We start from the raw sequence: 26,398 nt of genomic DNA on the forward strand, positions 1-26,398 counted from the left end.
TTGTTTCGCCGTTAGTTTTTTTTTTTTTGGGGTGGTGAGGGGGTGGTTGCGGTGGGGGGGGGGGGGGGGGGGTTGGTGTTTTGGGTGGTGCTGGTTTGTGTTGTTGCGGGGGGGGGGGGGGGCGGGGCGGCCCCCCCCCCCCCCCCCGCTTCTGTTTCTCCCCCGTGATTCCCCCGTGGGCCCACCCCCCAGTGGTCCCCCGTTCCCCCGTGCTTCCCCCCGCGGGTCACCCCCCGGTGACCCTGACCTCAGGCGACCAACTCGCCGAAGGCGCTCTCCTCGTCACGGCCGAAGCTGAGGACCTCGTCCTCGCGCAGCCGGCGGAGCGACCGCCAGATGCTGGACTTCACCGTGCCGACACTGATGCCGAGGATGTCGGCGATCTCCGGGTCCGTGCGGCCCTCGTAGTAGCGCAGGACCAGCATGGTGCGCTGGAGTTCGGGCAGCCGGGCCAGCGCCTGCCACAAGACCGCGCGCAGCTCGGTGCCGCGCATCGCGTCCGTCTCGCCGGCCGTCTCCGGCAGTTCCTCGGTCGGGTACTCGTTGAGCTTGCGGCGCCGCCAGGCGCTGATGTGCAGGTTCGTCATGGTGCGGCGGAGGTACCCGCCGACGGCCGCCTTGTCGCTGATCCGCTCCCACGCCCGGTACGTCGAGAACAGCGCGCTCTGCAGCAGGTCCTCGGCCTCGAAGCGGTCGCCGGTCAGGTGGTAGGCGGTGGCGTACAGGGAGGCGCGGCGCTCCTGGACGTAGGCGGTGAACTCCGCCTCCGTCAGCGAGCGGCGCTCCCCCGAGTCCTCCCCGTACGCGCTTCCCCCGTGCGTCTCCCCCGTACGCGCGTCAACCACCGTCATGTAGGCGGTGTGCTGACGCCCGGTGCCGCGAGCGCACCCCCGCAGGCTCACGGCACCGGACCTCTCGGAACCCCGGTGCACGTCGTGCAGACGCGTGACCACTGCGCTGGTGCTGATGCTGTGCAGCGTGTTCATCTCGCGCTCCCCGTCGTGTACTTCCGGTGATTCGGTCCTGCCCGGGCCGGTTCCGGCTCACTGCCGTTGCCCGTGCCGAGAACTCTGCCGGGGCGACTTCATCGCCGTGTCCGCCGACTGTCACAGACCTGTCACAGGGGCCGGGGCCGGTGTCGTCACAGGAAGTGCACAGGCGGTGGCGGTGGGGAGGGACGGCGCCGACAGGTCGTACGAGACCCCGTCCATGGGCCAGAATGAGCGCGTGCCTTCCCTGTTGCTGATCGAGGACGACGACGCCATCCGTACGGCCCTGGAGCTCTCCCTGACGCGCCAGGGACACCGGGTGGCCACCGCTGCCAGCGGCGAGGACGGTCTGAAGCTGCTGCGCGAGCAGCGGCCGGACCTGATCGTGCTGGACGTGATGCTGCCCGGCATCGACGGGTTCGAGGTGTGCCGGCGCATCCGGCGCACGGACCAGCTGCCGATCATCCTGCTGACCGCGCGCAGCGACGACATCGACGTGGTCGTCGGACTGGAGTCCGGCGCCGACGACTATGTCGTCAAGCCGGTCCAGGGGCGGGTGCTGGACGCCCGGATCCGGGCCGTGCTGCGGCGCGGGGAGCGTGAGTCCAGCGACTCGGCGACGTTCGGCAACGTCGTCATCGACCGGTCCGCGATGACCGTGACGAAGAACGGCGAGGACCTGCAGCTGACCCCGACCGAGCTGCGGCTGCTGCTGGAGCTGAGCCGGCGGCCCGGTCAGGCGCTGTCCCGGCAGCAGCTGCTGCGGCTGGTGTGGGAGCACGACTACCTGGGCGACTCCCGCCTGGTGGACGCGTGTGTGCAGCGGCTGCGCGCCAAGGTGGAGGACGTTCCGTCGTCCCCGACCCTGATCCGCACGGTCCGTGGTGTCGGCTACCGCCTGGACGCCCCTCAGTGACCGACACGCAAGGGGGGCTGCGCGGCTGGGCCGCGGGGCGCACGGGAAGTCTGTCGCGGCTCAGGTTCACCAGCCTCAGGCTGCGGCTGGTCGTCGTCTTCGGGCTGGTCGCCCTCACCGCCGCGGTGTCGGCGTCGGGCATCGCCTACTGGCTCAACCGCGAGGCGGTGCTCACCCGCGCCCAGGACGCGGTGCTGCGCGACTTCCGGCAGGAGATGCAGAACCGCGCGGGTGCGCTGCCGGCGCACCCCACCCAGGACGAGCTCCAGCGCGCCGCAGGGCAGATGGCCGCGAGCAGCCAGAGCTTCAGCGTGCTCCTGGTCGGCCAGGACACGAACGGCAAGACGGTGTACGGCAATTCGGGCGGTATCAACGGCTTCTCGCTGGAGGACGTGCCGAATTCGCTGCGCGCGGCCGTGGACAAGCAGCAGAAGGTCAGCGACACCAACAAGGAGCCGTACCACCTGTACTGGCAGCGGGTCGTGAACCACGGCACGCCGTATCTGGTGGCCGGTACCCGGGTGATCGGCGGCGGCCCCACGGGCTACATGGCGAAGTCCCTGGAGCCGGAGGCGAAGGACCTCGACTCGCTGGCCTGGTCGCTCGGCATCGCGACCGGCCTCGCCCTGATCGGCGCGGCGCTGCTCGCGCAGGCGGCCGCCACGACCGTGCTGAAACCGGTGCACCGGCTGGGCGTGGCCGCCCGGCGGCTGGGCGAGGGCAGGCTGGACACCCGGCTGCGGGTCTCGGGCACGGACGAACTCGCCGACCTCTCCCGGACGTTCAACAACGCGGCGGAGGCGCTGGAGAAGCGGGTCGCGGAGATGGCCGCGCGGGACGACGCGTCCCGCCGCTTCGTCGCCGACATGAGCCACGAGCTGCGTACGCCCCTGACCGCCATCACCGCCGTGACGGAGGTGCTGGAGGAGGAGCTGGAGTCGGAGGCGGGCGGCATGGACCCGATGATCGAGCCGGCGGTACGGCTGGTGGTCAGCGAGACCCGCCGCCTCAACGACCTGGTCGAGAACCTGATGGAGGTCACCCGCTTCGACGCGGGCACCGCCCGGCTGGTGCTGGACGACGTCGACGTCGCCGACCAGATCACCGCCTGCATCGACGCCCGCGCCTGGCTGGACGCCGTCGAGCTGGACGCCGAGCGCGGCGTCCACGCCCTGCTCGACCCGCGGCGCCTGGACGTCATCCTCGCCAACCTGATCGGCAACGCGCTCAAGCACGGCGGTTCGCCGGTCCGGGTGTCGGTGCGCGTGGCCGACGAGGACATGGTGATCCAGGTCCGCGACCACGGTCCCGGCATCCCCGAGGACGTCCTCCCGCACGTCTTCGACCGCTTCTACAAGGCGAGCGCCTCCCGCCCGCGCTCCGAGGGCAGCGGGCTCGGCCTCTCCATCGCCCTGGAGAACGCCCACATCCACGGCGGCGAGATCACCGCCGCCAACTCCCCCGAGGGCGGTGCGGTGTTCACCCTGCGGCTGCCCAGGGACGCCTCACGGCTGACCGAGGAGGCGGACGACGGCACGAAGAACGACACGTCCGGCAAGGACGACAGACCGGGAAAGGAGGGGTCATGACCGTACGACGCCTGCTGGCGCTGCCCCTCCTGGGCGCCCTGCTCACCGGCTGCGGCATCCGGGCCACGGAGGTGCCGACCGACTTCGGCGCGGCGCCCTCGCGGGTGCCGTGCTCGCTGGCCGGGCCCGATCTGGCCACGCAGACCTCGAACGGCGTTCCCGTGCAGGTCTTCCTGCTGTGCGGGGCGTCCCTGGTGACCGTCGACCGGACCGTGCGCGTACCGGAGGGCACCCCGGACGCCAGGCGCCGGGTGATGGTGGCGCAGGGGCTGCTGGACCAGCTCGCCGCGGCGCCGTCGGCCGCGGAGCGCTCCGCGGGCTACACGACGCACGTGCCGGGCGGTCTCACCGCGACCGGCCCCGGTCCCAAGGACCCCGAGGACTCCCTCCGTCTGAGCGCCGTCCCGGACCGTCTGACCTCCTACGCCCTCGCCCAGCTGGTGTGCACCCTGTCCGGCTCCGCCGCCACCGAGGGCGACGGCTCGGTCATCCTGGGCGGCCCCGTCCCCGCCGCCCTGCGCCGCTACGAGTGCACCGCCGACGTCCGCAGCCGCCCGGGCAGCGCCTCGCCGCCGTCCGGCGAGGTCACCGGCAGGTAGCCGCGGTCGAGCGGTCCGGCCCCGCCCGGCCGGGACGCAGAGCACCCTTCACACACACATCCGCGTGACCGATGCGGAACCGATCGTGCACGCCCACGCGTCTTGGGGGTCGTGCAGCGTCAAGGCTCCGTCGGCGGCAACGCCGCAATCCGCATCCGTGTGACAGGCGGTGTCCTCCTCGTCGCACATCTCGCCGTCGTCGCCTGGCTGATGCTGCGGCCTCTGGACGTCCCGTGGGTGACGCCTCCCAATCTGCGCCCCCTGGCCGGTGTCCGGGCCGATCTGGCGCTGGGCTGGCCGGGCGCCGCCAAGCCCCTCGGCGAGGGGCTGGCCCTGCTCGCCCCGCTGGGCGTGCTGTTGCCGGCGGTGCACGGCCGGCTCGCGGTCTCCCCGCTGTCCTCCCTGATCCGTACGGCCGCCGCGGGCGCCCTGATCTCCCTCGGCATCGCCCTGGTGCAGACCGGTGTGCCCGGCAGGGTCGTGGACGTGGACTCGCTGCTGCTCAACACCACCGGTGTGATCCTGGCCCACCTGGCCGTGGTCCCCGCGGGCCGCGCCCGGCTGCGGCGTGCGGGGTCCGGGCACGGCGAGGCCGAGCCCGTCACCGCCCCGGAGGAGCTGTCTCAGGGGCGCACCCCGACGATTCCCAGGGTCGGGATAGCTCCGTAGAGGGACGCTTCGTCCGCTTCGTCTCCGTATCGTCGAAGACAGCTGAAGACAGCCGCACAGCGAACCGACGATCACGACAGGAGCCGACATGGCCGCCCTCGCCCGCCCCACCCACGGCCGCATGCTCGGCGGAGTCTGCGCAGCGCTGGCCCGGCGCTTCGGCACCTCCGCCACGACGATGCGGGTCCTCTTCCTGCTGTCCTGCCTGCTGCCGGGACCGCAGTTCCTGCTCTACATAGGTCTGTGGATCCTGCTGCCGTCCGAGGAGTCGGTCCGCTCCACGGCCTGGTGATCCCGATCCCGGACCCGCCGGGATCCGCGCGCACACGCCGCTGGGGCGCTCCGGACAGCTCCGGAGCGCCCCAGCGGCGTCATGGGGGAAGAAGGACGTCAGCCGAGCGGGATCCCGTTCACCGGCACACCGTGCGTGGGCAGACCCGTGTTCCGCAGCGGCAGCCCGCCGAGCAGCTGGGCGACCGGCGCGGCCGGACCCTTGGCGAGCACGTTCTGGACGGCCGGCTGCGCGGCCGCCACCCCGGCACCCACGGCACCCTGCCCATGGGTGAGCGCCTCGGCGGCCCCCGGCAGAGCCTTGCCGACGTTCCCGGCCGGCAGCGTCTTGGTGACGCCGTCCAGGGCCTGCGCGGCCTGGGGCGCGTCCGGGACGGCCGGGGCCGCGTTGGCGGCGCCCGCGCCGACGGCGGCGAAGGCGGCACCGAGGGCGGCGACACCGAGGGTCTTGGCGGCAGACTGCTTCATGGTGAGTGCGTCCTTGAATGCGGAGACGGAAGATCACAAACGATCCGAGCGGTCCACGACCGTAAACACGCCGGGCCGCCATCCGCAAACACCGAAATGCGGACGCCCCGTGAAATGGCGTCCGCATTCCGTGCATGGAAAGAGGGTGGGACTACCCCTCCGAACCGACAGAACCGCTGGTGGACGCCGTCTGCTGAAACAGCCATTCGGACTTCAGCTCCGCATATCCGGGCTTGACGACGTCATTGATCATCGCGAGTCGTTCATCGAAAGGAATGAACGCTGATTTCATCGCATTGACGGAGAACCACTGCAGGTCGTCGAGCGTATAACCGAACGCCTCGACGAGGTGCTCGAATTCCTGGCTCATGGTGGTGTGCGACATCAGCCGGTTGTCGGTGTTCACCGTGGCCCGGAAGTGCAGCCGGCGCAGCAGCCCGATCGGATGCTCGGCGTACGAGGAGGCGGCCCCGGTCTGCAGGTTGGAACTGGGGCACAGCTCCAGCGGGATCCGCTTGTCCCGGACGTAGGAGGCGAGCCGCCCGAGCCGCACCGACCCGTCCGCGCCGACCTCGATGTCGTCGATGATCCGCACCCCGTGCCCGAGCCGGTCGGCGCCGCACCACTGCAGCGCCTGCCAGATGGACGGCAGCCCGAAGGCCTCGCCGGCGTGGATCGTGAAGTGGTTGTTCTCGCGCTTGAGGTACTCGAACGCGTCCAGGTGCCGGGTGGGCGGATGGCCGGCCTCGGCGCCGGCGATGTCGAAGCCGACCACGCCCGAGTCCCGGTAGCGGTTGGCGAGTTCGGCGATCTCCAGGGAGCGGGCCGCGTGCCGCATGGCGGTGAGCAGGGCGCCGACGCGGATCCGGTGGCCGTTCTCCCGGGCCAGCCGCTCGCCCTGCCGGAACCCCTCGTTGACCGCCTCGACCACCTGCTCCAGGCTCAGCCCGTTCTCCAGGTGCTGCTCGGGGGCGTAGCGCACCTCGGCGTAGACGACCCCGTCCTCGGCGAGGTCCTCGGCGCACTCCCGGGCGACCCGGACCAGGGCGTCCCTGGTCTGCATCACGCCGACGGTGTGCCGGAAGGTCTCCAGATACCGTTCCAGCGATCCGGAGTCGGCCGCCTCACGGAACCAGAGGCCCAGCTTGTCCGGGTCGGTCTCGGGAAGCTCCCCGTACCCGGTCTCGTGGGCGAGTTCGACGACGGTTCCCGGCCGGAGCCCGCCGTCGAGGTGATCGTGCAGCACGACCTTGGGTGCCCGGCGGATCTGGTCCCCCGTCGGCACGTGCGCCGGGGCGTTCGCCGGGACGCCCCCGGCGGGTGCAGTCTGGCTCGTCATTGCCGCACTGTAACGCCTACGCGCGTAGAGAGCGGGCTGTTCGCACCGGACACCGCCGCACGTTTTGCGTCGGCTTTCCGTCGATACGCAACGGTGACCGCACGTACGGGTTTGGTACACCGCGCCTTCTGACACTGTTCTGTCATGGGACAGCAAGCGACGCCGGTGCGAACGGCCGGGCTGGGGAAGGCAGTCGGCCCGGAGCCGACGGCGGTGAGCGGAGCGGTGCTGCTGCTCCCCGGCGGGGAGGAGGTCTCCGCCCGCAGGCCGTCCCCCGTCTGGGCGACGGCCTTCGTGCGTGCCCTGGGCCGCCGCCTCGCCCGCGCGGGCCGCGCCGAGGGGCTGGCCGTCCACGCCGTCCGCTATCGCTACCGCGGCTGGAACGGCAGCGAGGCGCACCTGGCCGGGGACGCGGAGTGGGCCGCCGAGGAGGTCGTACGACGCTACGGCGACGTCCCCGTGTGTCTGGTCGGCGTCGGCATGGGCGGCCGGGCGGCGCTCCGCGCGGGCGGCCACGAGGCCGTCAACTCGGTGGTGTCGCTCGCCCCTTGGCTGCCGGAGGAGGACGTGGCCGCACCGCCCGAGCCGGTGAAGCAGCTGGTGGGGCGGCGGGTGCTGATCGTGCACGGCACGAACGACGAGCGCACCGACCCCGAGCTGTCCTTCCGGCTGGCCGCCCGGGCGAAGAAGGTGAACCGGGAGGTGTGCCGGTTCGAAGTCCACTCGGACGGCCATGGACTGCACGGGTACCGGGACGAAGTGCTCTCCCTCTCCGCCGACTTCGTGATGGGCGCGCTGTTCGGGAGCGCGGTCTCCCGGCCGGTCGAGGACGCGCTCGCGGCGCCGCCGCCGATCGGCCTGCGGATGCCGCTGGCCGCGGGGTTCGGCCAGTCGCTGCGGCACTAGGGGGTGTCGTTCGGATCATCCCGGCGTCGCCCGGCAAGCGCTGTTCCTCACGGCCGGCCTGATCCGAACGACACCCCCTGGGGAAGGAGACTCCCCCGTCTCGACAGCAGGAACCTCTTGAAGGCGGCCACCGGAGGGGTGTCCGGGCGGCCGGCCAGCCATGCGACGCCGATCTCCCGTACCGCCCTCGGGGCCGTGACCGTCAGCTCCACCACCCCCGGCCTCGGGACGGTCGGCGGAGGCAGCAGGGCGACCCCCAGACCCGCCGCCACCAGTCCCCGCAGCGTCTCCGCCTCCTCGCCCTCGAAGGCGATCCGGGGCGTGAACCCGGCCTCGCGGCACAGGGCGTCGGTGATGCGCCGCAGGCCGTAGCCGGGTTCCAGGGTGACGAAGGTTTCGTCGGCGGCCTCGGCCAGCCGAATGCGGCGGCGGCCCGCCAGGGAATGGTCGGCGGGGACGACCAGGCGGAGCTTCTGCTCGTCGAGCCGGCGGGCGACCAGGTCGGGCGCGTCGGGGACGGGGGACGTCAGGCAGAGGTCCAGTTCACCGGCGCGCAGGCCCTCCAGCATGGCCTCGCCGTAGTTCTGGACCAGGCTGAAGCGGACGCGCGGGTGGTCGGCGCGGAAGGCGTGCAGCAGGCCGGGTACGGTCTCGGCGCCCATGGTGTGCAGGAAGCCGAAGGCGACCTTGCCGGTGGCCGGGTCGGCGTCCGCGCGGACCTCCTCGGCGGCGCGCTCGACCTCGGCGAGGGCGCGCTCGACGGAGGCGAGAAAGGTGTGGCCGGCCGTGGTCAGGGAGACGGTGCGGCCCCGGCGGGCGAACAGGTCCACGCCCAGGTCCTCCTCCAGGCGGGCCATCGCGCGGGAGAGGGTGGACTGGGGGACGTTCATCTCCTGGGCGGCACGGGTGACGTGCTCGGTACGGGCCACGCCGGCGAAGTACGCGAGGCGGGGCGCGAGCAACAGCGCCATGTCTTCTGTGTCACTGTACGGTGACAGGCGCGCCTGTGACCTCTGCTGATGCACCATGGGAACGATTATGCCGATTCCATGCATTGGACGGATGAGAAAGACCGTACATACGGTCGAGGCATGTCTCCCGCCAGTACTGAGGCGTCCGCCACCGTGGACGCCGAATCGCAAGCCCGCACCGCCGACTCCGCCTCCGACTCCCGGATGACCCCGGGCGGCCCCGGCTACCGCCGGATGAGCCTCGCCCTCTTCCTCGCCGGAGTCGCCACCTTCGCCCTGCTCTACTCCACGCAGGCCCTGCTGCCGCTGATCTCCGGGGAGTTCGGCGTCGCGGCGAGCGAGGCGAGCTGGACCGTGGCGGCCGCGACCGGCGGACTGGCCCTGTTCGTGCTCCCGATGAGCGCCCTGTCGGAGCGCTTCGGGCGCCGCACGGTGATGACCGCCTCGCTGGCGGTCGCGGTGGCCGTCGGACTGCTGGTGCCCTTCGCGCCGTCGATCGGCGCGCTGGTGGTGCTGCGGGCGGTGCAGGGCGCCGCGCTGGCCGGTCTGCCGGCCTCGGCGCAGGCGTACCTGGCCGAGGAGGTCCGGCCGAAGGCGCTGGTCACGGCGATCGGCCTGTTCGTCGCGGGCAACAGCATCGGCGGCATGAGCGGCCGGGTGATCACCGGCTGGGTGGCGCAGGAGTGGGGCTGGCGGGTCTCGGTCGGCGTGATCGGCCTGGTCGCCGTCGGGTGCGCGGTGGCGTTCCGGCTGCTGCTGCCGGCCCCGAAGCACTTCAAGGCGGGCTCGCTGCGGCCCCGCGTCCTGCTCGGCTCGGTCCGCGACCACCTCTCCGACCCGCTGCTGCGCCGTCTGTACGCGATCGGCGCGCTGTTCATGACCGTGTTCGGCGGCGTGTACACGGTGATCGGCTACCGGCTGACGGGGGCGCCGTTCGGGCTGCCGCAGGGTGTCGCCGGCTCGATCTTCCTGGTCTACCTGGTGGGCACGGTGTCCGCGTCCGTGGCGGGCCGTCTGGTGGGCCGGCTCGGCCGCCGGGGTGCGCTGTACCTGGCGGGCGGCACGACGACCGCGGGCCTGCTGCTCTCCCTGGCCGACTCGCTGCCGCTGGTCCTGGTGGGCCTGGTGCTGATCACCGCGGGCTTCTTCGCCGGGCACGCGGTCGCCTCCTCGGCGGTCAGCAAGACGGCCACGCACGGCCGCGCCCAGGCCTCCGCCCTCTACCAGTCGGCGTACTACATCGGCTCCAGCGTCGGCAGCACGGTCGGCGCGACGGCCTTCCACGCGGACGGCTGGGCGGGCACGGTGGGCGTCGGGATCCTCGCGGTCCTCGGCGTCGTCACGATCACGGTCCTCGGGTCCCGGGCGGCCCGGGCGGCCGGCCGGGAGCCGGTCGCGGCGCACTGAGAGCCCGGTCGCGGGAGCTGCGGGGTACGGGCATGCGGGCCCGTACCCCGCACGCGTGTGCGCCCGCGGTCAGGGTGCTCACCCTCGAAAGCAACCGATCCCAGCTGGGCTTTTTCGTGCTCCGGGGGCCATTGTCAGTGGGCTGCGGTAGCTTCCGGAGTGCTGGAGCGCGAAGGCGCGCGAACAGGACGGCCACAGGGGTGGGTGGACGATGGGCGACAGCACGGCGACGGCGGATCTCGACGTCGCACTGGAGAAGCACCGGACCGAGCTGACCGGCTACTGCTACCGGATGCTCGGCTCCTCCTTCGAGGCCGAGGACGCGGTGCAGGACACCCTGGTCCGCGCCTGGCGGAGCTACGACAGGTTCGAGGGCCGCTCCTCCCTGCGCTCGTGGCTGTACCGGATCGCGACCAACGTGTGCCTGGACATGCTGACGGCGGGGAACAAGCGGGCGAGGCCGATGGATCTGACGGACTCGACCCCACTCGCCCAGGCGGCCCTCTCCCCCCGCCCGGACCACACCTGGCTGGAGCCGGTGCCGGACGCGCGCGTGCTGCCGACGGTCGACGACCCGGCGGAGGCGGCGGTCGCCAAGGAGTCGATCCGCCTGGCCTTCATGGCAGCCCTGCAGCAGCTGCCGCCCAAGCAGCGGGCGGTGCTGATCCTGCGCGAGGTGCTGGCCTGGCGGGCGAGCGAGGTCGCCGAGCTGCTGGACACCACGGTCGCCTCGGTCAACAGCGCGCTGCAGCGGGCGCGCGCCACCCTCGCCGAGCGCGCGGAGGCGGGCGCCGACGCCACGGTGTCCGACCCGCTGGACGAGGAGCAGCAGCGACTCCTGGAGCGCTACGTCAAGGCCTTCGAGGGCTACGACATGACGGCGCTGACGGCGCTGCTCCACGAGGACGCCATCATGACGATGCCGCCGTTCGACCTGTGGCTGCTCGGCTCGGCCGACATCACCGGCTTCATGACCACCCTCGGCGCCTCCTGCGCCGGCTCCCGGCTGCTGCCCGTCCGGGCCAACGGCCTGCCCGGCTTCGCGCACTACAAGCCGGACCCGGAGAAGGGCGGCTTCAGTCCTTGGGCGGTGCAGGTGCTGGAGCTGTCAGAGGGCCGGATCACCGGTTTCCACTGCTTCCTCGACACCCAGCGGTGGTTCCCGCTCTTCGGGCTGCCCCTCCACCTGGAAGCGGAGTCCGACGAGGGCGAGCAGGGCGTGTAGCGCGGGATCGGGGTCCCTGAGCCGGATCCGCCCGCCGGCCCGGCGGGCGGCCAGCTCCAGCCGCGCCAGCAGGTCCACGACCGCCAGCCCCGGCGGCCCGAGCCCGCCCACGTCGCACACGACGACCCCGGCCCCACGGCCGTCCAGCAGCGCCCGCACGTCCGCGCACAGCCCTGCCACCTCCTCACGTCCGACGGGGCCGGCCAACACGAGCACGGCGGGTTCCTGGGCATCCACGTGCGGTAGACCCGCCGGGCGTGCGGAACTCATCGCGGCCCGCGCGTGCCGTCGCCTCGTGCGTTCGCCTCGCCGGGCCGCGTCCGCCCGCCCGGGCCGTCGAAGATCACATTGACGTGCCCGCGATCTTCCCCGGAGGGTTGGTCCCGTGCAGGGGGTGCTGAGCGGGTTCGCGGTGATCGCGGTCGTCATCGGGGTGGGCTATGTGCTCGGGCGGCGCGGGACGCTCGGGGCGCAGGGGGTCGAGGTCCTGACGCGGCTGGCCTTCACGGTGGCCGGTCCTGCGCTGCTCTTCACGACCCTGGCCAGGGCCGACCTGTCGGTCCTCTTCTCCAGCCGCCTGCTGGTGACGGCCCTGAGTTCGGTGGCGGTCTCCGGCGTCTTCGTGGCGGCCGGGGCGCTCGGGCGCTGGGGGGTGGGCCGTACGACGATCGGCGCGCTGTGCTCCGGTTACGTCAACTCGGGCAACCTCGGCATCCCGATCGCCGCGTATGTGCTGGGCGACGCGTCCCTGGTGGCGCCGGTGCTGCTCTTCCAGGTCGTCCTCGTCACCCCCGTCGCGCTCACCGTCCTCGACCTGTCCGGCATGGGCGAGAAGGGCACGGTGTGGCGGCGCCTGCTGACCCCGCTGCGCAATCCCATCGCCGTCGGCTCGCTGTCCGGGGTCGTGGTGTCGGCGGCCGGCTGGACGCTGCCCGGCCCGGTGCTGGACCCTCTCACCCTGATCGGCAACATGTCCGTCCCGGCGGCCCTGCTGGTCTTCGGCATGTCTTTGCACGGCAGCGCGGCCCCCGGGCGGGGCCGGGACCGCGAACTGGTCCTGCTGTCCGTGGCGCTGAAGTCACTGGGCCAGCCGCTGGTGGCCTGGGCCCTGGCGACCGCCGTCTTCGGCCTGCGTGGCGCGCCCCTGCTGGACGTCGTGGTGACCTCCGCCCTCCCGGCCGCCCAGAACCTCTTCACCTACGCCAGCCGCTACCACGTGGCCGAGTCCCTGGCCCGCGAGTCGATCCTGCTCTCGACGATCGTGTCGGTACCGGTCCTGGTGGGGGTGGCGACGGCACTGGGCTGAGGCCCGGCCGGCGGAGAACCCGGTCGTGAGGGGCGTCGTGTCACCGGTCCCGGCACGCCGAACGGGACCGGCGGAGGTCCGCCGATCCCGTTCACCCGGAAGGGAGATCCCCCGGTCAGGCGATGCGCTCCAGCACCACGGGGGTCGCCGTGAAGTCGGTGCCCGGTGCCGCGATGTCGTACGAGCCCTGGACCGCCTGGAGGGCGTAGTCGAAGCGCTCGGGGGTGTCGGTGTGCAGGGTCAGCAGGGGCTGGCCCTCGGTCACCGTGTCGCCCGGCTTGGCGTGCAGCTCGACGCCCGCCCCCGCCTGCACCGGGTCCTCCTTGCGCGCGCGGCCGGCGCCCAGGCGCCAGGCGGCGACGCCGATGCCGTAGGCGTCGAGGCGGGTCAGGACACCGGTGGACGACGCCTTGACGACGTGCTGCTCCTTCGAGGTGGGCAGCTCGGCGTCCGGGTCGCCGCCCTGGGCCGCGATCATGCGGCGCCAGACGTCCATCGCGGAGCCGTCCGCGAGGGCCCTCGCGGGGTCCGCGTCCTTGATGCCGGCCGCGTCGAGCATCTCGCGGGCCAGCGCGATCGTCAGCTCGACCACGTCCGCGGGGCCGCCGCCCGCCAGGACCTCCACCGACTCGCGGACCTCCAGGGCGTTGCCCGCCGTGAGGCCGAGGGGGGTGGACATGTCCGTCAGGAGCGCGACCGTCTTCACGCCGTGGTCCGTGCCCAGGCCGACCATCGTCGAGGCCAGCTCACGCGCGTCCTCGATCGTCTTCATGAAGGCGCCCGTGCCCACCTTCACGTCCAGCACCAGGGAGCCGGTGCCCTCCGCGATCTTCTTCGACATGATCGAGGACGCGATCAGCGGGATCGCCTCGACCGTGCCGGTCACGTCGCGCAGGGCGTACAGCTTCTTGTCCGCCGGGGCCAGGCCGTCGCCCGCCGCGCAGATCACCGCGCCGGTCGTGTCGAGGACGTGCAGCATCTCCTCGTTGGAGAGCAGGGCGCGCCAGCCGGGGATCGACTCCAGCTTGTCCAGGGTGCCGCCGGTGTGGCCGAGGCCCCGGCCGGAGAGCTGCGGGACGGCCGCGCCGCAGGCCGCGACCAGGGGGGCCAGCGGCAGCGTGATCTTGTCACCGACGCCGCCGGTGGAGTGCTTGTCAGCCGTCGGGCGGGACAGGCTGGAGAAGTCCATGCGCTCGCCGGAGGCGATCATGGCGGCCGTCCAGCGGGCGATCTCGCCGCGGTTCATGCCGTTGAGCAGGATCGCCATGTTGAGGGCGGCCATCTGGTAGTCGGCGACCTCGCCGCGGGTGTACGCGTCGATGACCCAGTCGATCTGCTCGTCGGTCAGCTCGCCGCGGTCCCGCTTCGTGCGGATGACGGAGATGGCGTCCATGGCCATGGCTTTCCTTCCGGGGGGTGCGAAGGTGCACGGCCCCCCTGAGCGGGTCAGGGGGGCCGTACGGGAGTTACTTGGTGAGATGGTCCGGGCCGAAGGCCTGGGGCAGCATCTCGGAGAGCGGGAGTACGCCCGCGGGCGTGTCGAGCAGCAGGCCGGGACCGCCGAACTCGTAGAGGAGCTGGCGGCAGCGGCCGCAGGGCACCAGCAGGGCGCCCTCGCCGTCCACGCAGGTGAAGTGGGTCAGACGGCCGCCGCCCGTGCGCTGCAGGTGCGAGACCAGCCCGCACTCGGCGCACAGGCCGAGTCCGTAGGAGGCGTTCTCGACGTTGCAGCCGGTGATCGTGCGGCCGTCGTCGACCAGGGCCGCCGCGCCGACGGGGTAGCCCGAGTAGGGGGCGTAGGCGTGGGACATGGCCTCCCGCGCCTCGGCGCGCAGCGCCTCCCAGCCGAACACGGCGGTTTCCTGAGTCACTTGCCCTGGCCCTTCCGGTACCGCATGCCGTCCGCCTTCGGCATCCGCAGGCGCTGCGCGGAGAGCGACAGCACGAGCAGGGTGACGACGTACGGGGTGGCGCCCACGAAGTCGCTCGGAACCTCGTCGGTGAACAGGTACCACACCAGGACGAGCGCGGCGACGATGAGGCTGACCGAGCCCTGCCACAGGGAGGTGCGGTACAGCTTCCAGCCGGCCAGGGCCACGAGCAGGACGACCAGCAGGAGCAGCAGCGCGTGCACGGTCGTACCGCCGTTGCGCAGCTGGAGGGCGTCGGAGTAGCCGAACAGGCCGGCGCCCATCGCCAGGCCGCCCGGGCGCCAGTTGCCGAAGATCATCGCCGCGAGGCCGATGTAACCGCGGCCGCCGGTCTGGCCCTCCAGGTAGGTGTGCGAGGTGACCAGCGCGAGGAAGGCGCCGCCGAGGCCGGCGAGGCCGCCGGAGATGGCCACGGCCGCGTACTTGTACCGGTAGACGTTGACGCCGAGCGACTCCGCGGCGACCGGGTTCTCGCCGCAGGAGCGCAGCCGCAGCCCGAACGGGGTGCGCCACAGGATCCACCAGCTGCCGACGAAGAGCACCGCGGCCAGGATCGTGACCACGGACAGGTTGGTGATCAGGCCGCCGAGGATGCCGGCGAGGTCCGAGACCAGGAACCAGTGGTGCTTCTCCAGCGACGCGAGGCCGTCGGACAGTCCGGGCACGGTGACGTTCGGCAGCGAGTCGACCGGCGGGGACTGCTTGGGGTTGCCGCCCGCGTCGGCCGCATGGCCGTTGGTGAAGAACAGCTTGGCGAGGTACTGGGTGGCGCCGAGCGCGAGCAGGTTGATCGCGACACCGGAGACGATGTGGTCCACGCCGAAGGTGATGGTGGCGACGGCGTGCAGCAGGCCGCCGAGGACACCGAAGCCGATGCCGCACAGCAGGCCCAGCCAGGGGCTGGACTGCCAGCCGATCCAGCCGGCGCCGAAGGTGCCGAGGATCATCATGCCCTCGAGGCCGATGTTGACCACACCGGACCGCTCCGACCACAGACCGGCGAGACCGGCGAGGCCGATCGGCACGGCGAGGCCGAGCGCGGCGCTGACCTGCCCGGCGGAGTCGAGGTCGTTGGAGCCGGTGATCATCCGGACCGCGGCCAGGAGCAGCAGCGCGCCCGCCACGAGCAGGAGGATCTGGCCGAACGAGCGGCCCGAGCGCTGCGGCGCGCCCGCCGCCTTGGGCGCCGCGGGCGGCGGCGCGTCGGTCATCGTGGCAGTCATCACGCCACCTCCTGCTTCTTCGTCGGAGCGGCGGCCTGGGCGGCGAGTTCCGCGCCGACCCGCTGCTGCTGGCGCTTCAGGCCGTACCGGCGTACGACCTCGTAGGCGATCACGACGCACAGGACGATGACGCCCTGGATCACGCCGAGGATCTCCTTGTCGTAGCCCTGGAACTCCAGGTGGTTGGTGGTGCGCTCCAGGAAGCCCCACAGGAGGGCGCCGAGCGCGATGCCGATCGGGTGGTTGCGGCCGAGCAGCGCGATGGCGATGCCGGTGAAGCCGATACCGACCGGGAAGTCGTTGCTGAACGCGTAGCTGTCGTTGAGCAGGGTCGGCATGCCGATGAGACCGGCCACCGCACCCGAGATGATCATGCTGGTGGCGACCATCTTCTTCACCGACACACCGCTCGCGGAGGCCGCGCTCTCGGACTGGCCGACCGTGCGCAGGTCGAAGCCGAACCGGGTACGGCCGAGCACGAACCAGTACGCGACGCCGACCAGCGCGGCGATGACGATGAAGCCCCACAGCTCGCCGGAAGGGCCCGTGTTGATGCTGAAGAAGTACGAGGACGACGGCAGCGGCTTGGTGGAGACCACGGTGCCGCCCTGTTCGAGCTGGGCGAGCTTCCCGGGCTGCAGCAGGTAGGCGATGATCGCGGTGGCGATCGAGTTCAGCATGATGGTCGAGATGACCTCGCTGACGCCTCGCGTCACCTTGAGGATGCCGGCGATGGCCGCCCACAGGGCGCCGGTCGCCATGGCGCTGATGAGGATCAGCGGGATGGCGATCCAGCCGGGCACGGTGAGCGCCCCGCCGACGACGGCGGCTATGAACGCGGCGAGCCGGTACTGGCCGTCGACGCCGATGTTGAACAGGTTCATCCGGAAGCCGATGGCCACCGAGACGCCCGCCAGGTAGTACGTGGTCGCCTTGTTCAGGATGTAGACCTGGCTGTCGCTGGCGAAGCCGTAGGTCACCATGTCGCTGAACGCGGCGCCCGGGTTCTTGCCGGTGGCGAGGATCACCAGGGCGGTGACGACGAGCGCGGCGACGATCGCCAGCAGCGGCGCGGCGAGCCCGAGGAGCAGCCGCTCCTTGTCGATCCGTGAGGTCAGCTTCTTCATCGCTCGTCGTCCTCTGTGTGCTCCAGGTGGCCGGTGGCCGCACCCGTCATGGCGGAGCCCAGCTCTTCGGGGGTGATCGTGGCGGGGTCGGCGTCGGCGACCAGGCGGCCGCGGTACATGACCCGCAGGGTGTCGGAGAGCCCGATCAGCTCGTCCAGGTCCGCGGAGATCAGCAGCACGGCCAGGCCCTCGCGGCGGGCGTCGCGGATGTAGTCCCAGATGGCCGCCTGCGCGCCGACGTCCACACCACGGGTGGGGTGGGCGGCGATGAGCAGCTTGGGGTTGTGGCTCATCTCGCGGCCGACGATCAGCTTCTGCTGGTTGCCGCCGGAGAGCGAGGCCGCGGTCACGTCGATGCCGGGCGTGCGGACGTCGTACGCCTGCACGATCCGCTCGGTGTCGGTGCGGGCCGCCTTGATGTCGAGGAGTCCGCCGCGCGAGTTGGGCTTCTCGGTGACGTGGCCGAGGATGCGGTTCTCCCACAGCGGCGCTTCCAGGAGCAGGCCGTGGCGGTGGCGGTCCTCGGGGATGTAGCCGATGCCGGCCTCGCGGCGGTCGCGGGTCGGGATGCGCGAGATGTCGGCGCCGTCGAGCGTGACGACGCCGGCGTCGGGCTGGCGCATGCCCATGATCGCCTCGACCAGCTCGGACTGGCCGTTGCCCTCCACACCGGCGATGCCGAGGACCTCGCCCTTGTGGATGGTGAAGGTGACCTCGTCCAGGATGATCCGCTCGATGCCGTCGAGGTCGGTCTGCGAGAGGTGCACGCCGTCCAGCCTGAGCATCGGGACGTCCGTGACGGTGGACTCCTCGGTCTCCGGCGTGGGCAGCTCGCTGCCGACCATCAGCTCGGCGAGCTGCTTGGGGGTGGTGCTCCGCGGCTCGACCGTGCCGACGGTGGTGCCGCGCCGGATGACGGTGATCTCGTCGGCGACGGACAGCACCTCGCCCAGCTTGTGGGAGATGAAGATGACGGTGAGGCCCTCGGCCTTCAGCTCGCGCAGGTTGTCGAAGAGGGCGTCGACCTCCTGCGGCACGAGGACGGCGGTGGGCTCGTCCAGGATGAGGGTCTTGGCGCCCCGGTAGAGGACCTTGAGGATCTCCACGCGCTGGCGGTCGGCGACGCCCAGCTCCTCGACGAGGACGTCGGGGCGGACGTTCAGGCCGTACGCGTCGGAGATCTCCTTGATCTTCGCGCGGGCCTTGCCCCCGATGCCGTACAGCTTCTCCGCGCCGAGGACGACGTTCTCGAGGACGGTGAGGTTGTCGGCGAGCATGAAGTGCTGGTGCACCATGCCGATGCCGCGGCCGATGGCGTCGGCGGGGTTGTGGAGGACCACCGTCTCGCCGTTGACCGTGATGGTGCCCTCGTCCGGCTGCTGCATGCCGTAGAGGATCTTCATCAGGGTGGACTTGCCGGCGCCGTTCTCACCGCACAGGGCGTGCACGGTGCCCGTGCGTACGGTGATGTCGATGTCGCGGTTGGCGACGACGCCGGGGAAACGCTTGGTGATGCCGCGCAGTTCGACGGCAGCGGGAGGGCTGGACGCGTTGATGGCGCACTCTCCTCGGGGAAAGGGGCTGCGTAGGGGAGGGCAGGCGTCGGCGACGCTAGCGCGGCAACTCCATGCTACACGCGTAGAGTTGACACATTGTTATGGCTCGGCGAGGGGGTAGCGAGCGGCTCCCCCTACGCCGAGCCGAGGTCCGACGAACCGACCGGACGGGGTCGGGTCGGAATCAGATCACGGGGTGGTCTTGACCTTGATCTGGCCGGAGACGATCTTCTGCTTCGCCGCGTCCAGCTTGGGCTGGATGTCGCTGATGAAGCCACCACTGGTGGCCAGCGAGACACCGTTCTTGGCGAGCGAGTAGACGTTGTTGCCGGCCAGCGGCTTGCCGTCGTGGACCGACTTGATGAAGTCGTAGACGCCGACGTCGACGTTCTTGACCATCGAGGTCAGGATCGAGTTCTTGTACTTGGCCAGACCCGGGACGTTGTACTGGTCGGAGTCCACGCCGACGGCCCAGGCGCCCTTGACGCCGTTGACGGCCTCGATCGCGCCGTTGCCGGAGGAGCCGGCCGCCGAGTAGACCACGTCGGCGCCGTTGTCCAGCATGCCCTGCGCGGCCTGCTTGCCCTTGTCGGGGCTGGAGAAGCCGGACAGGTCGGTGCCGTGGCTCAGGTACTGGACGTCGACCTTGACCTTCGGGTTGGTGTCCTTGACGCCCTGGACGTAGCCCGCCTCGAACTTCTTGATCAGCGGGGTGTCGACACCGCCGATGAAGCCGACGTGGTCCTTCTTGGTCTTCAGCGCCGCGGCGACACCGGCCAGGTAGGAGCCCTGCTCCTCGGTGAAGGTGATGCTGTTGACGTTCTTGGCGTCCACGACCGAGTCGACTATGCCGAAGCTGGTCTTCGGGAACTGCTTCGCGACCTTCTCCATGGAGGCGGCGTAGGAGAAACCGACCGCCACGACCGGGTTGTAACCGGCCTGGGCCAGGTCCGACAGCCGCTGCTCGCGGTCGGCCTCGGTGTCGGAGGTCTTGGCGGTCAGCTCCTTGATGGAACCGCCGAACTCCTTCTCGGCCTTGTCGGCACCGCGCGCGGCGGAGTCGTTGAAGGACCTGTCACCACGGCCGCCGACGTCGTAGGCGAGACCGATCTTGATGCCCTTGCCGCCGCCCGAGGAGGAGGACGACGAGGCGTTGTTGTCGGAGGACGTGCTGCCACACGCGGTGGCAGTCACTGCGAGGGCTGCGGTGGCGATACACGCAGCAGAAAGCTTGGCTACCCGGCGCACGGGAAGGCTCCTTCACCTGACCTGAGCGCCATGTCGGCGCTTGATGTGAGCACCTGGTCGGCGCTCGAGCCTAGACGCCCCGGCGGCGTCGGCTTCGCGGCATCGTAACGCGCGTAGATGTCAGAAAAACACCCCTCTCGACGCCGTTATCGATTCGAGGCAAACAGCACCTGAACTCGTTCTCTGAGCCGTCCCACACCCGTGTTGCGGTCAGTGCACGAATGGCTTGCATATGTGTTGCGCTCGCCGGGGGGACGGCCCCCGCGGGGGCCGTCCGGTCAGCTCTGCGTCCCGTTGGGGTCCAGGAAGGCGGCCGCGGTGAACATCTCCACGCCCACCGTGATCGCGTGCTCGTCGGCGTCGAAGTCGCCCTGGTGCAGATCACGCACCGTGCGCTCGCCGGGCCGCCGTACGCCGAGGCGGGCCATGGCTCCCGGCACGTGCTCCAGGTACCAGGAGAAGTCCTCCCCGCCCAGGCTCTGCTCGGTGCTCTCGACGGACTCCCGCCCCCGCCGGGCGGCCATCGCGCGCCGCAGCAGCTCGGTGGACTCCCGGTCGTTCACCACGGGCGGCACCCCGCGCACGTAGTTGATCTCCGACTTGGCCCGGTGCAGGGTGGCGACCTCGTCGATGGCCGCGTGCACGATGTCGGGGGCCTGCCGCCAGGCGTCCAGGTCCAGGCAGCGGACGGTCCCGGACAGCTCGGCGTGCTGCGGGATCACGTTCGGCGCATGGCCGGACTCGATCCGTCCCCAGGTCACCGCCAGCCCCGCGCGGGTGTCGATACGGCGGGCGATCACCGCGGGCACGTCGACGGCGACCCGGGCGGCGGCGGTGACCAGGTCGGTGGTCAGATGCGGCCGGGCGGTGTGCCCGCCGGGCCCGTCCAGCGCCACTTCCAGCCGGTCGCAGGCGCTGGTGATCGGCCCGTGCCGCAGTCCGACCTTCCCCGCGTCCACCCGGGGGTCGCAGTGCACGGCGAGGATCCGCCCGACCCCGGTCAGCGCGCCGTCCTCGATCGCCCCGAGGGCGCCGCCGGGCAGCACCTCCTCGGCGGGCTGGAAGAGCAGCCGCACGGGCCGGGTCAGCAGCCCCTTGGCATGCAGGTCGGCGAGGACCAGGCCGGTCCCCAGCACCACCGTCGTGTGCACGTCGTGGCCGCACGCGTGGGCCCGGTCGGGCACGGTGGACCGATAGGGGCAGTCGGTCTTGGTGTCCGGGATCGGCAGGGCGTCGATGTCGGCGCGCAGCGCGAGCAGCGGCACGGCCGGCCGGGCCCCCTCCCGGAGCCCGATGTCGCACACGAGTCCGGTTCCGGTGGCGAGGACACGGGGGCGCAGCCCGGCCTTCTCCAGCCGCTCCTTGATCGCGGCGGTCGTGCGGAACTCCTGGTTGCCCAGCTCCGGGTGCATGTGCAAGTCGCGTCGGAACGCGACGAGTTCGGCGTGCAGGGACTCGCTCAGCACGCCGGGGAGCACATCCCCCGGGAGGCCGGCCTCGGACTCTAGGGACATCAATTGCTTCACCCTCTGAAGGGTAGGACGCCCGACTGATCAACTACCCCTCGATCAACAAAAGTTCAGCCCGTTAGGGGAAGAAAATCTGACCGGCGGACGCATGGCGGCGGACTTTGATGGGTAAAACTTTCGTTTCCTCCTTCCACCCTTACCATGCCTTGCCTGAGTCACGCTCGTCGTGTCCGCGGACCGGGCCCCGGCGCGGCCCCCCTCCGGCTAGGGTCCCCAGTCGTGACCGACCTGACCGAGGACTTCCTCCAGACGACCCGCACCTCCTACGACGCGATCGCCAAGGACTACACGGCCCACCACCCGAGCGGTCTGAGTCACCCCCTGGACCGCACCCTGATCACCACCTTCGCCGACCTGGTCACGGCGAACGGCACGGCGCCCGTCGCCGACCTGGGCAGCGGCCCCGGCTATGTCACCGCGCTCCTGCACTCCCACGGCGTCCCGGCCTTCGGCGTGGACCTCTCCCCCACCATGGTCGCCCTGGCCCGCGAGGCCCATCCGCAACTGCGCTTCCACGTCGGCTCGATGACCGCCCTGGACCTGCCCGACGCCACGCTGGGCGGCATCCTCGCCCTCTACTCCACCATCCACGTCCCGGACGCCCACCTGCCGACCGCCTTCGCCGAATTCCACCGCACCCTGCTCCCCGGCGGCCATGTTCTCCTCGCCTTCCAGTCCGGCTCCGAAACCGGCCACCTCCACCTGGCGGAGCGCTTCGGTCACGAGATCACCCTCGACTACTACTGGCGTACGCCCGAACAGGTCACGGCGCTGCTGAACGGGGCGGGGCTGGAGCTGGTGGCGACCGTGTTCCGGCAGCCGGCCGGGGAGGAGACTCGTCCACGGGCGTTCGTGCTGGCCAGGAAGCCCGCCTAGCGGGTCAGGGCGCGGTGGCGAGTTCGGCGAGGCGCCGGGCCGTGCCGGCGGGGTCGACGGTCTGGTGGAGGTGCTCGCCGGGCAGGTGCGCCACCCGCCAGCCGCGTGCGCGCGCCTCGGCGGCGCAGTCCTCGTACGGCGGCCCGAACAGCAGATACGAGCAGGGGTGGTCCTCCCAGCCGTCCGGGACCGGGATGTGCTGCTCGTAGTAGGACAGGGGCAGCCTGGGCTGCTCCGCGACGACGGTCCGCCGTACCTCCGGGTCGCGGAACATGGGGGCGACGTCCGCCTCGTCCCACCAGTCGGTCCAGCGGGGCAGCCGGCCGTTCACGGCCATCGGCCTGAGGAGGTCGAGCAGCTCGGGCGGGGCGACGGGGGTCGCTCCGGCCCGGGCCGGCACGGCGGCGTCGACGAAGACCGAGGCGCTCACCGGCCGGTCGAGGCCCGCGCGGATCACCGGGAGGAACAGCCCCGCGTTGCTGTGCGCCACGAGTGTGACGGGTCTTCCGGCGGGGAGGTGCCGCAGTTCCTCGCGGACGGCGTGCACGGCGCGGGGCCAGAAGGGCGGCTCACCGGCGCCCACGGACAGCAGCGACGGCACCAGCACCTCGTGTCCCGCCGCCTGAAGACGCCCGGCCACGGGCAGCCAGGTCGAGGGGCCCACGGACGGACTGTGCACAAGAACGAATACCGGCTCCATGCGACGATCCTGCCGCCCGCGGGGTGACGGGCGCGAGGGTCTCTGCTCACGGCAGAGCCGGCGCCTCCCTCTTCGCCGAGACTCTGAAAGAGCCGTTTCCCGAAGGGACTTGAGCGTCCTCCGCGCGCACCGGCCCGGGACGGCCCTCAGGCGAAGCTCACGGCGGTCAGCCGGTGCACGTCCCGTGCCGTCCCCGTGACGCCGGACAGGAACCCCTGCGCGCGGGGGGACGCGGTCTCCGTCAGCCAGCTGGGGTCGATGTCGCAGACCGCCACCCGCACACCCGTGCCCACCAGGGCCAGCGGCAGGGTGTGGACGACCGTCGACGGGAAGCTGAGGACGGTGCGGCCGATGGGGCCGCGGCGGGCGATCAGCTCCAGCGGGAGGTCCGGGCGGACGATCTCCAGGCCCGTCTCCGCGGCCAGCCGGTGCAGCTTCTCCGCGCTCTCCCGACGGTGGGCGAAGTAGCGCGTCGCCCCGTGGGCCTTGGCCAGGTTGCGGACGGCGTCCAGGTAGCGGTCGCCGTCCACCACCCCCGTCTCGACCAGGGACGTGCCGACCATGTCCGCGCCCTTGGTGATGCGCGGGGGCCCGAAGCGGGCCCGGGTCCAGGAGAAGTCGTTGGCGGTGACCGTGACGCCCTCCGGGGTCTCCGTCACCGGCATGGAGGAGAAGACCTCCACCCGGCGGCGCTCGCTGGGCGTCAGCCGGCGGCGGGCCGAGGAGGACACCGGGGCGAACAGCAGGTCCCGGGCGCCGGGGCGGCCGCCCTTGCGGTGCCAGCGCACCAGGCGCTCACCGCGGGCCAGCTGGGCGACGAACTCCATCGTCGCCGTGCCGTCGTCGACCACGACCAGGTCCTTCGCGCTGGTGATGGTCAGCAGCAGCTGCACATAGCGGGAGAACGGGTCCCCCATGACGATGCGGTCCGCCCGGCGCAGCGCGCCCGCCAGGCCGCCGATGGTGGCGAACGGCGCGGCCGGGCCGCCCCGCGCCTCCTCCCAGCGCACCCGGTACCCCTCGTCCCGTGCCAGGTCCGCCATGCGGCGCAGCTGGCCCCGGGTCATGGGGTCGGTCGGGGCGAGGACGACGACCGTGAGGTCCGCGCCGGCCGGTGGCGTGTCGCCGCCCACCGTCCGCCGCACCTGCGCGGGCACGGACGGCAGCGGGTCCGGCTCGGCGCCGCGCAGTCCGTGCAGATGGGCCCACTCCAGCAGGTTCAGCAGCTGGACCGGGCTCTCCACGAAGGCGAGCGTGCGGGGAGGGTGGCCGGCTCGACCGGCGCGGGGGCTCATCGGCGTACGACCGTCCCGTCGTAAGGGGCTCAGAAGGCCGGGTCAGACCGCGACGGGCTCGCCCGCGGCCGCCGCGATCTCCGCCTCGGCGACGACGCCCGTGACACGGCGCAGCTTCTTCATCGGGCCGAGCTCGGAGTCGTAGACCTTCTTGACGCCGTCACCGAGGGAGGCCTCGATGGTGCGGATGTCGCGGACGAGGCGCGTGAGGCCCTGCGGCTCCACGGAGGCGGCCTGGTCGGAGCCCCACATGGCGCGGTCGAGGGTGATGTGACGCTCGACGAAGGTCGCCCCGAGCGCGACCGCGGCGAGGGTGGTCTGCAGGCCGGTCTCGTGGCCGGAGTAGCCGATCGGGACGTTCGGGTACTCCTTCTCCAGCGTGTTGATCACGCGGAGGTTCAGCTCCTCGGCCTTGGCCGGGTAGGTGGAGGTGGCGTGGCACATGAGGATGTTGTCGCTGCCCAGGACCTCGACCGCGTGGCGGATCTGCTTCGGGGTCGACATGCCGGTGGAGAGGATGACCGCGCGGCCGGTGGCGCGCAGGGCACGCAGCAGCTCGTCGTCGGTGAGGGAGGCCGAGGCCACCTTGTGGGCGGGGACGTCGAACTTCTCCAGGAAGGCGACGGCCTCGGTGTCCCACGGGGAGGCGAACCAGGCGATGCCCTTCTCCTTGCAGTACTCGTCGATCTGGCGGTACTCGTCCTCACCGAACTCCACGCGGTGGCGGTAGTCGATGTAGGTCATCCGGCCCCAGGGGGTGTCGCGCTCGATGTCCCACTGGTCGCGAGGGGTGCAGATCTCCGGGGTGCGCTTCTGGAACTTGACCGCGTCGCAGCCCGCCTCGGCGGCCACGTCGATCAGCTTGAACGCGTTCTCCAGCTCACCGTTGTGGTTGATGCCGATCTCGCCGCAGATGTAGACGGGGTGGCCGGGGCCGACCTCGCGCGAACCGAAGGCACGGATGCGGGAGTTGCTGCTCATGGGGGAGATTTCCTTACTTGGGGAGGGAATCGAGAGAGGGGCCGAGGATCCAGCTGGCGATCTCTCGGATCGCGCCGTCACCGCCGGGGACGGTGGTGACCGCGCGTGCGGCGCCGCGTACGACGTCGTGGGCGCTCGCGACCGCCACGGGCCAGCCGACGAGGGCGAAGCACGGGAGGTCGTTGACGTCGTTGCCGACGTAGAGCACGCGCTCCGGCGCGATGCCCTGCTCCTCGCACCACTGCTTCAGCGCGAGGTCCTTGCGGTCGATGCCGTGCAGCACCGGGAGCTTCAGCTTCCGGGCGCGGGCGGCGACCACCGGGTTCTGTTCCGTGGACAGGATCAGCATCTTCAGGCCGCTCTTGCGCAGGGCCGCGATGCCGAGTCCGTCGCCGCGGTGCACGGAGACGAACTCCCGTCCCTCGGAGTCGATCAGCACCCGGTCGTCGGTCTGGGTGCCGTCGAAGTCCAGTACGACCGCGTCCACGTCCTCGGCGGTCGGCAGCGAACCGGGGCGGTCCGCGTCGAACAGGGGGGCCAGGGCCCGGGCCCGCGCCAGGTCGTGCGGGTCGTCGATCTCCAGCACGCGCGCGGGGTCGGTGCGCACCAGCTCGGTGCGGCCGAAGAAGCGGTGCCGGTGCGCGCGGAAGCCGGCCGCGTCCATCGCGTAGGCGGCGCCGGTCTCCAGCAGGTCCTGGGGGCGGTCCTGGCGGCGGGGGCGGAAGGACTTGTCGTGGTTGACGCCGAAGCCGCCGTCCACCGCGTCGGCGGCGTCCTCGCCGTCCCGCCAGACGAAGCCGTGGAAGGGGGCGACGGTCACGGCCGTGTCGGCGCCGTTCTCGACGACGGCCGCCGCGACCCCGTCGACGTCCTCACGGAGGAGGAAGGGGCTGGTGCACTGCACAAGGAGCACCGCGTCGACCGCCGCTCCGTGCAGCGCCTCGTGGACGTCCATGGCGTGCAGGACCGCGGCCTCCGAGGTGGCCGTGTCCCCGGCGATGGCGGCCGGCCGCAGCACGACCTCGGCGCCGGCCTGCCGCGCGGCGGCGGCGGTGGCCTGGTCGTCGGGGGTCACGACGACGTCGGTGACGAGCCGGGCCGCGCGGCACTCGCGCACCGCCCGCGCCACCAGCGGGACACCGCCGACGGGGGCGAGGTTCTTCGCCGGTACGCCCTTGGAGCCGCCGCGCGCGGGGATCACCGCGAGCACCCGGGGCACCGAGGCGCCCTGGCCCGCTTCCGGGTTGGACATGGGGT

Annotated in this window: 26 protein-coding genes; 10 read left to right on the forward strand and 16 right to left on the reverse strand. The window is 71.8% G+C overall.

Annotated features, from left to right (window positions below):
- Window positions 1-248 precede the first annotated feature (248 nt).
- Entirely contained in the window at window positions 249-986 is a 738-nt protein-coding gene (locus tag ACWEN3_RS06085) for a SigE family RNA polymerase sigma factor (RefSeq protein WP_452966255.1), read from the reverse strand.
- 241 nt (window positions 987-1,227) lie between these two features.
- On the opposite strand from ACWEN3_RS06085, the gene afsQ1 reads away from it, so the two are divergent.
- The 5 genes from afsQ1 (at window position 1,228) to ACWEN3_RS06110 (ending at window position 5,054) form a co-directional block, all read left to right on the forward strand.
- Window positions 1,228-1,905 carry a two-component system response regulator AfsQ1 gene (gene afsQ1 / locus ACWEN3_RS06090; protein ID WP_026248263.1) on the forward strand — a complete coding sequence of 226 codons (678 nt, stop codon included), beginning with the start codon at window positions 1,228-1,230 and terminating at the stop codon, window positions 1,903-1,905.
- Window positions 1,902-3,494, forward strand: a complete 1,593-nt coding sequence (locus ACWEN3_RS06095) for an ATP-binding protein (RefSeq protein WP_452966259.1) — start codon at window positions 1,902-1,904, stop codon at window positions 3,492-3,494. Before afsQ1 ends, ACWEN3_RS06095 begins: the two co-directional genes overlap by 4 nt.
- Window positions 3,491-4,093, forward strand: coding sequence for a hypothetical protein (locus ACWEN3_RS06100; protein ID WP_452966261.1), 603 nt, complete (start codon window positions 3,491-3,493; stop codon window positions 4,091-4,093). Before ACWEN3_RS06095 ends, ACWEN3_RS06100 begins: the two co-directional genes overlap by 4 nt.
- Before the next feature lie 111 nt (window positions 4,094-4,204).
- Window positions 4,205-4,762 (forward strand): VanZ family protein, encoded by a 558-nt coding sequence (locus ACWEN3_RS06105; protein ID WP_452966263.1) that lies wholly within the window; start codon window positions 4,205-4,207, stop codon window positions 4,760-4,762.
- 88 nt (window positions 4,763-4,850) lie between these two features.
- Entirely contained in the window at window positions 4,851-5,054 is a 204-nt protein-coding gene (locus ACWEN3_RS06110) for a PspC domain-containing protein (protein WP_452966266.1), read from the forward strand.
- Between the two features lie 98 nt (window positions 5,055-5,152).
- Here the strand turns inward: ACWEN3_RS06110 and ACWEN3_RS06115 are convergent, their stop codons facing one another.
- Entirely contained in the window at window positions 5,153-5,521 is a 369-nt protein-coding gene (locus ACWEN3_RS06115) for an ATP-binding protein (RefSeq protein ID WP_452966268.1), read from the reverse strand.
- 151 nt (window positions 5,522-5,672) lie between these two features.
- Window positions 5,673-6,860, reverse strand: coding sequence for an adenosine deaminase (locus tag ACWEN3_RS06120; protein WP_452966271.1), 1,188 nt, complete (start codon window positions 6,858-6,860; stop codon window positions 5,673-5,675).
- Between the two features lie 144 nt (window positions 6,861-7,004).
- Here ACWEN3_RS06120 and ACWEN3_RS06125 point away from each other — a divergent pair, with 144 nt between their 5' ends.
- Window positions 7,005-7,766: an alpha/beta hydrolase gene (locus ACWEN3_RS06125; protein ID WP_452966273.1), complete on the forward strand. Its 762-nt coding sequence runs from the start codon at window positions 7,005-7,007 to the stop codon at window positions 7,764-7,766.
- 47 nt (window positions 7,767-7,813) lie between these two features.
- On the opposite strand, the gene ACWEN3_RS06130 is transcribed toward ACWEN3_RS06125, so the two are convergent.
- The gene (locus ACWEN3_RS06130; RefSeq protein ID WP_452966276.1) at window positions 7,814-8,794 is read right to left on the reverse strand and encodes a LysR family transcriptional regulator; all 981 of its coding nucleotides are present in this window, start codon (window positions 8,792-8,794) and stop codon (window positions 7,814-7,816) included.
- Window positions 8,795-8,857: 63 nt separating this feature from the next.
- Here ACWEN3_RS06130 and ACWEN3_RS06135 point away from each other — a divergent pair, with 63 nt between their 5' ends.
- On the forward strand, window positions 8,858-10,144 hold the full coding sequence (locus tag ACWEN3_RS06135) for an MFS transporter (protein ID WP_452966279.1): 1,287 nt from the start codon (window positions 8,858-8,860) through the stop codon (window positions 10,142-10,144).
- A 211-nt stretch (window positions 10,145-10,355) separates the two neighbouring features.
- The gene (locus ACWEN3_RS06140; RefSeq protein ID WP_452966282.1) at window positions 10,356-11,369 is read left to right on the forward strand and encodes a sigma-70 family RNA polymerase sigma factor; all 1,014 of its coding nucleotides are present in this window, start codon (window positions 10,356-10,358) and stop codon (window positions 11,367-11,369) included.
- On the opposite strand, the gene ACWEN3_RS06145 is transcribed toward ACWEN3_RS06140, so the two are convergent.
- The gene (locus ACWEN3_RS06145) at window positions 11,253-11,639 is read right to left on the reverse strand and encodes an STAS domain-containing protein (RefSeq protein WP_452966285.1); all 387 of its coding nucleotides are present in this window, start codon (window positions 11,637-11,639) and stop codon (window positions 11,253-11,255) included. The genes ACWEN3_RS06140 and ACWEN3_RS06145 overlap by 117 nt on opposite strands.
- Window positions 11,640-11,754: 115 nt before the next feature.
- Here ACWEN3_RS06145 and ACWEN3_RS06150 point away from each other — a divergent pair, with 115 nt between their 5' ends.
- Window positions 11,755-12,675, forward strand: a complete 921-nt coding sequence (locus ACWEN3_RS06150; RefSeq protein WP_452966286.1) for an AEC family transporter — start codon at window positions 11,755-11,757, stop codon at window positions 12,673-12,675.
- A 115-nt stretch (window positions 12,676-12,790) separates the two neighbouring features.
- Here ACWEN3_RS06150 and ACWEN3_RS06155 read toward each other — a convergent pair whose 3' ends face one another.
- The 7 genes from ACWEN3_RS06155 to ACWEN3_RS06185 all read right to left on the reverse strand — a co-directional run bounded on the left by ACWEN3_RS06155 (window position 12,791) and on the right by ACWEN3_RS06185 (window position 21,274).
- Window positions 12,791-14,074 (reverse strand): thymidine phosphorylase, encoded by a 1,284-nt coding sequence (locus ACWEN3_RS06155; RefSeq protein WP_452966288.1) that lies wholly within the window; start codon window positions 14,072-14,074, stop codon window positions 12,791-12,793.
- A gap of 67 nt (window positions 14,075-14,141) precedes the next feature.
- Complete coding sequence (locus ACWEN3_RS06160) at window positions 14,142-14,546, reverse strand: cytidine deaminase (RefSeq protein ID WP_452966290.1); 405 nt, start codon at window positions 14,544-14,546, stop codon at window positions 14,142-14,144.
- Window positions 14,543-15,829, reverse strand: a complete 1,287-nt coding sequence (locus tag ACWEN3_RS06165; protein WP_452966293.1) for an ABC transporter permease — start codon at window positions 15,827-15,829, stop codon at window positions 14,543-14,545. Before ACWEN3_RS06165 ends, ACWEN3_RS06160 begins: the two co-directional genes overlap by 4 nt.
- Window positions 15,829-16,956, reverse strand: coding sequence for an ABC transporter permease (locus ACWEN3_RS06170; protein ID WP_452966295.1), 1,128 nt, complete (start codon window positions 16,954-16,956; stop codon window positions 15,829-15,831). Before ACWEN3_RS06170 ends, ACWEN3_RS06165 begins: the two co-directional genes overlap by 1 nt.
- Window positions 16,953-18,479: an ABC transporter ATP-binding protein gene (locus ACWEN3_RS06175; protein ID WP_452966334.1), complete on the reverse strand. Its 1,527-nt coding sequence runs from the start codon at window positions 18,477-18,479 to the stop codon at window positions 16,953-16,955. The genes ACWEN3_RS06170 and ACWEN3_RS06175 overlap by 4 nt, the downstream gene beginning before the upstream one ends.
- Window positions 18,480-18,701: 222 nt before the next feature.
- Window positions 18,702-19,760, reverse strand: a complete 1,059-nt coding sequence (locus tag ACWEN3_RS06180; protein WP_452966297.1) for a BMP family lipoprotein — start codon at window positions 19,758-19,760, stop codon at window positions 18,702-18,704.
- Between the two features lie 278 nt (window positions 19,761-20,038).
- Window positions 20,039-21,274: an amidohydrolase gene (locus tag ACWEN3_RS06185; protein WP_452966299.1), complete on the reverse strand. Its 1,236-nt coding sequence runs from the start codon at window positions 21,272-21,274 to the stop codon at window positions 20,039-20,041.
- A 234-nt stretch (window positions 21,275-21,508) separates the two neighbouring features.
- Here ACWEN3_RS06185 and ACWEN3_RS06190 point away from each other — a divergent pair, with 234 nt between their 5' ends.
- Window positions 21,509-22,165, forward strand: a complete 657-nt coding sequence (locus ACWEN3_RS06190; RefSeq protein WP_452966301.1) for a class I SAM-dependent DNA methyltransferase — start codon at window positions 21,509-21,511, stop codon at window positions 22,163-22,165.
- A gap of 4 nt (window positions 22,166-22,169) precedes the next feature.
- On the opposite strand, the gene ACWEN3_RS06195 is transcribed toward ACWEN3_RS06190, so the two are convergent.
- From ACWEN3_RS06195 to ACWEN3_RS06210, 4 genes are all read right to left on the reverse strand, one after another.
- Complete coding sequence (locus ACWEN3_RS06195) at window positions 22,170-22,865, reverse strand: alpha/beta hydrolase (RefSeq protein WP_452966304.1); 696 nt, start codon at window positions 22,863-22,865, stop codon at window positions 22,170-22,172.
- A 146-nt stretch (window positions 22,866-23,011) separates the two neighbouring features.
- Window positions 23,012-24,160 (reverse strand): hypothetical protein, encoded by a 1,149-nt coding sequence (locus tag ACWEN3_RS06200; protein WP_452966307.1) that lies wholly within the window; start codon window positions 24,158-24,160, stop codon window positions 23,012-23,014.
- A gap of 42 nt (window positions 24,161-24,202) precedes the next feature.
- Window positions 24,203-25,141: an N-acetylneuraminate synthase family protein gene (locus ACWEN3_RS06205; protein WP_452966309.1), complete on the reverse strand. Its 939-nt coding sequence runs from the start codon at window positions 25,139-25,141 to the stop codon at window positions 24,203-24,205.
- A 13-nt stretch (window positions 25,142-25,154) separates the two neighbouring features.
- Window positions 25,155-26,393 (reverse strand): cytidylyltransferase domain-containing protein, encoded by a 1,239-nt coding sequence (locus ACWEN3_RS06210; RefSeq protein ID WP_452966311.1) that lies wholly within the window; start codon window positions 26,391-26,393, stop codon window positions 25,155-25,157.
- Window positions 26,394-26,398: the final 5 nt, after the last annotated feature.

Source organism: Streptomyces sp. NPDC004561 (genome assembly GCF_053602155.1).

Excerpts from the sequence above, each read along its gene's own strand:
- ACWEN3_RS06135 (WP_452966279.1), top strand. The coding sequence starts at position 8,858 with ATGTCTCCCGCCAGTACTGAGGCGTCCGCCACCGTGGACGCCGAATCG.
- ACWEN3_RS06165 (WP_452966293.1), bottom strand. The coding sequence starts at position 15,829 with ATGACTGCCACGATGACCGACGCGCCGCCGCCCGCGGCGCCCAAGGCG.
- ACWEN3_RS06155 (WP_452966288.1), bottom strand. The coding sequence starts at position 14,074 with ATGGCCATGGACGCCATCTCCGTCATCCGCACGAAGCGGGACCGCGGC.
- ACWEN3_RS06125 (WP_452966273.1), top strand. The coding sequence starts at position 7,005 with ATGGGACAGCAAGCGACGCCGGTGCGAACGGCCGGGCTGGGGAAGGCA.
- ACWEN3_RS06110 (WP_452966266.1), top strand. The coding sequence starts at position 4,851 with ATGGCCGCCCTCGCCCGCCCCACCCACGGCCGCATGCTCGGCGGAGTC.
- ACWEN3_RS06140 (WP_452966282.1), top strand. The coding sequence starts at position 10,356 with ATGGGCGACAGCACGGCGACGGCGGATCTCGACGTCGCACTGGAGAAG.
- ACWEN3_RS06130 (WP_452966276.1), bottom strand. The coding sequence starts at position 8,794 with ATGGTGCATCAGCAGAGGTCACAGGCGCGCCTGTCACCGTACAGTGAC.
- ACWEN3_RS06115 (WP_452966268.1), bottom strand. The coding sequence starts at position 5,521 with ATGAAGCAGTCTGCCGCCAAGACCCTCGGTGTCGCCGCCCTCGGTGCC.
- ACWEN3_RS06200 (WP_452966307.1), bottom strand. The coding sequence starts at position 24,160 with ATGAGCCCCCGCGCCGGTCGAGCCGGCCACCCTCCCCGCACGCTCGCC.
- ACWEN3_RS06145 (WP_452966285.1), bottom strand. The coding sequence starts at position 11,639 with ATGAGTTCCGCACGCCCGGCGGGTCTACCGCACGTGGATGCCCAGGAA.
- ACWEN3_RS06185 (WP_452966299.1), bottom strand. The coding sequence starts at position 21,274 with ATGTCCCTAGAGTCCGAGGCCGGCCTCCCGGGGGATGTGCTCCCCGGC.
- ACWEN3_RS06210 (WP_452966311.1), bottom strand. The coding sequence starts at position 26,393 with ATGTCCAACCCGGAAGCGGGCCAGGGCGCCTCGGTGCCCCGGGTGCTC.
- ACWEN3_RS06205 (WP_452966309.1), bottom strand. The coding sequence starts at position 25,141 with ATGAGCAGCAACTCCCGCATCCGTGCCTTCGGTTCGCGCGAGGTCGGC.
- ACWEN3_RS06120 (WP_452966271.1), bottom strand. The coding sequence starts at position 6,860 with ATGACGAGCCAGACTGCACCCGCCGGGGGCGTCCCGGCGAACGCCCCG.
- ACWEN3_RS06170 (WP_452966295.1), bottom strand. The coding sequence starts at position 16,956 with ATGAAGAAGCTGACCTCACGGATCGACAAGGAGCGGCTGCTCCTCGGG.
- ACWEN3_RS06100 (WP_452966261.1), top strand. The coding sequence starts at position 3,491 with ATGACCGTACGACGCCTGCTGGCGCTGCCCCTCCTGGGCGCCCTGCTC.
- ACWEN3_RS06195 (WP_452966304.1), bottom strand. The coding sequence starts at position 22,865 with ATGGAGCCGGTATTCGTTCTTGTGCACAGTCCGTCCGTGGGCCCCTCG.
- ACWEN3_RS06085 (WP_452966255.1), bottom strand. The coding sequence starts at position 986 with ATGAACACGCTGCACAGCATCAGCACCAGCGCAGTGGTCACGCGTCTG.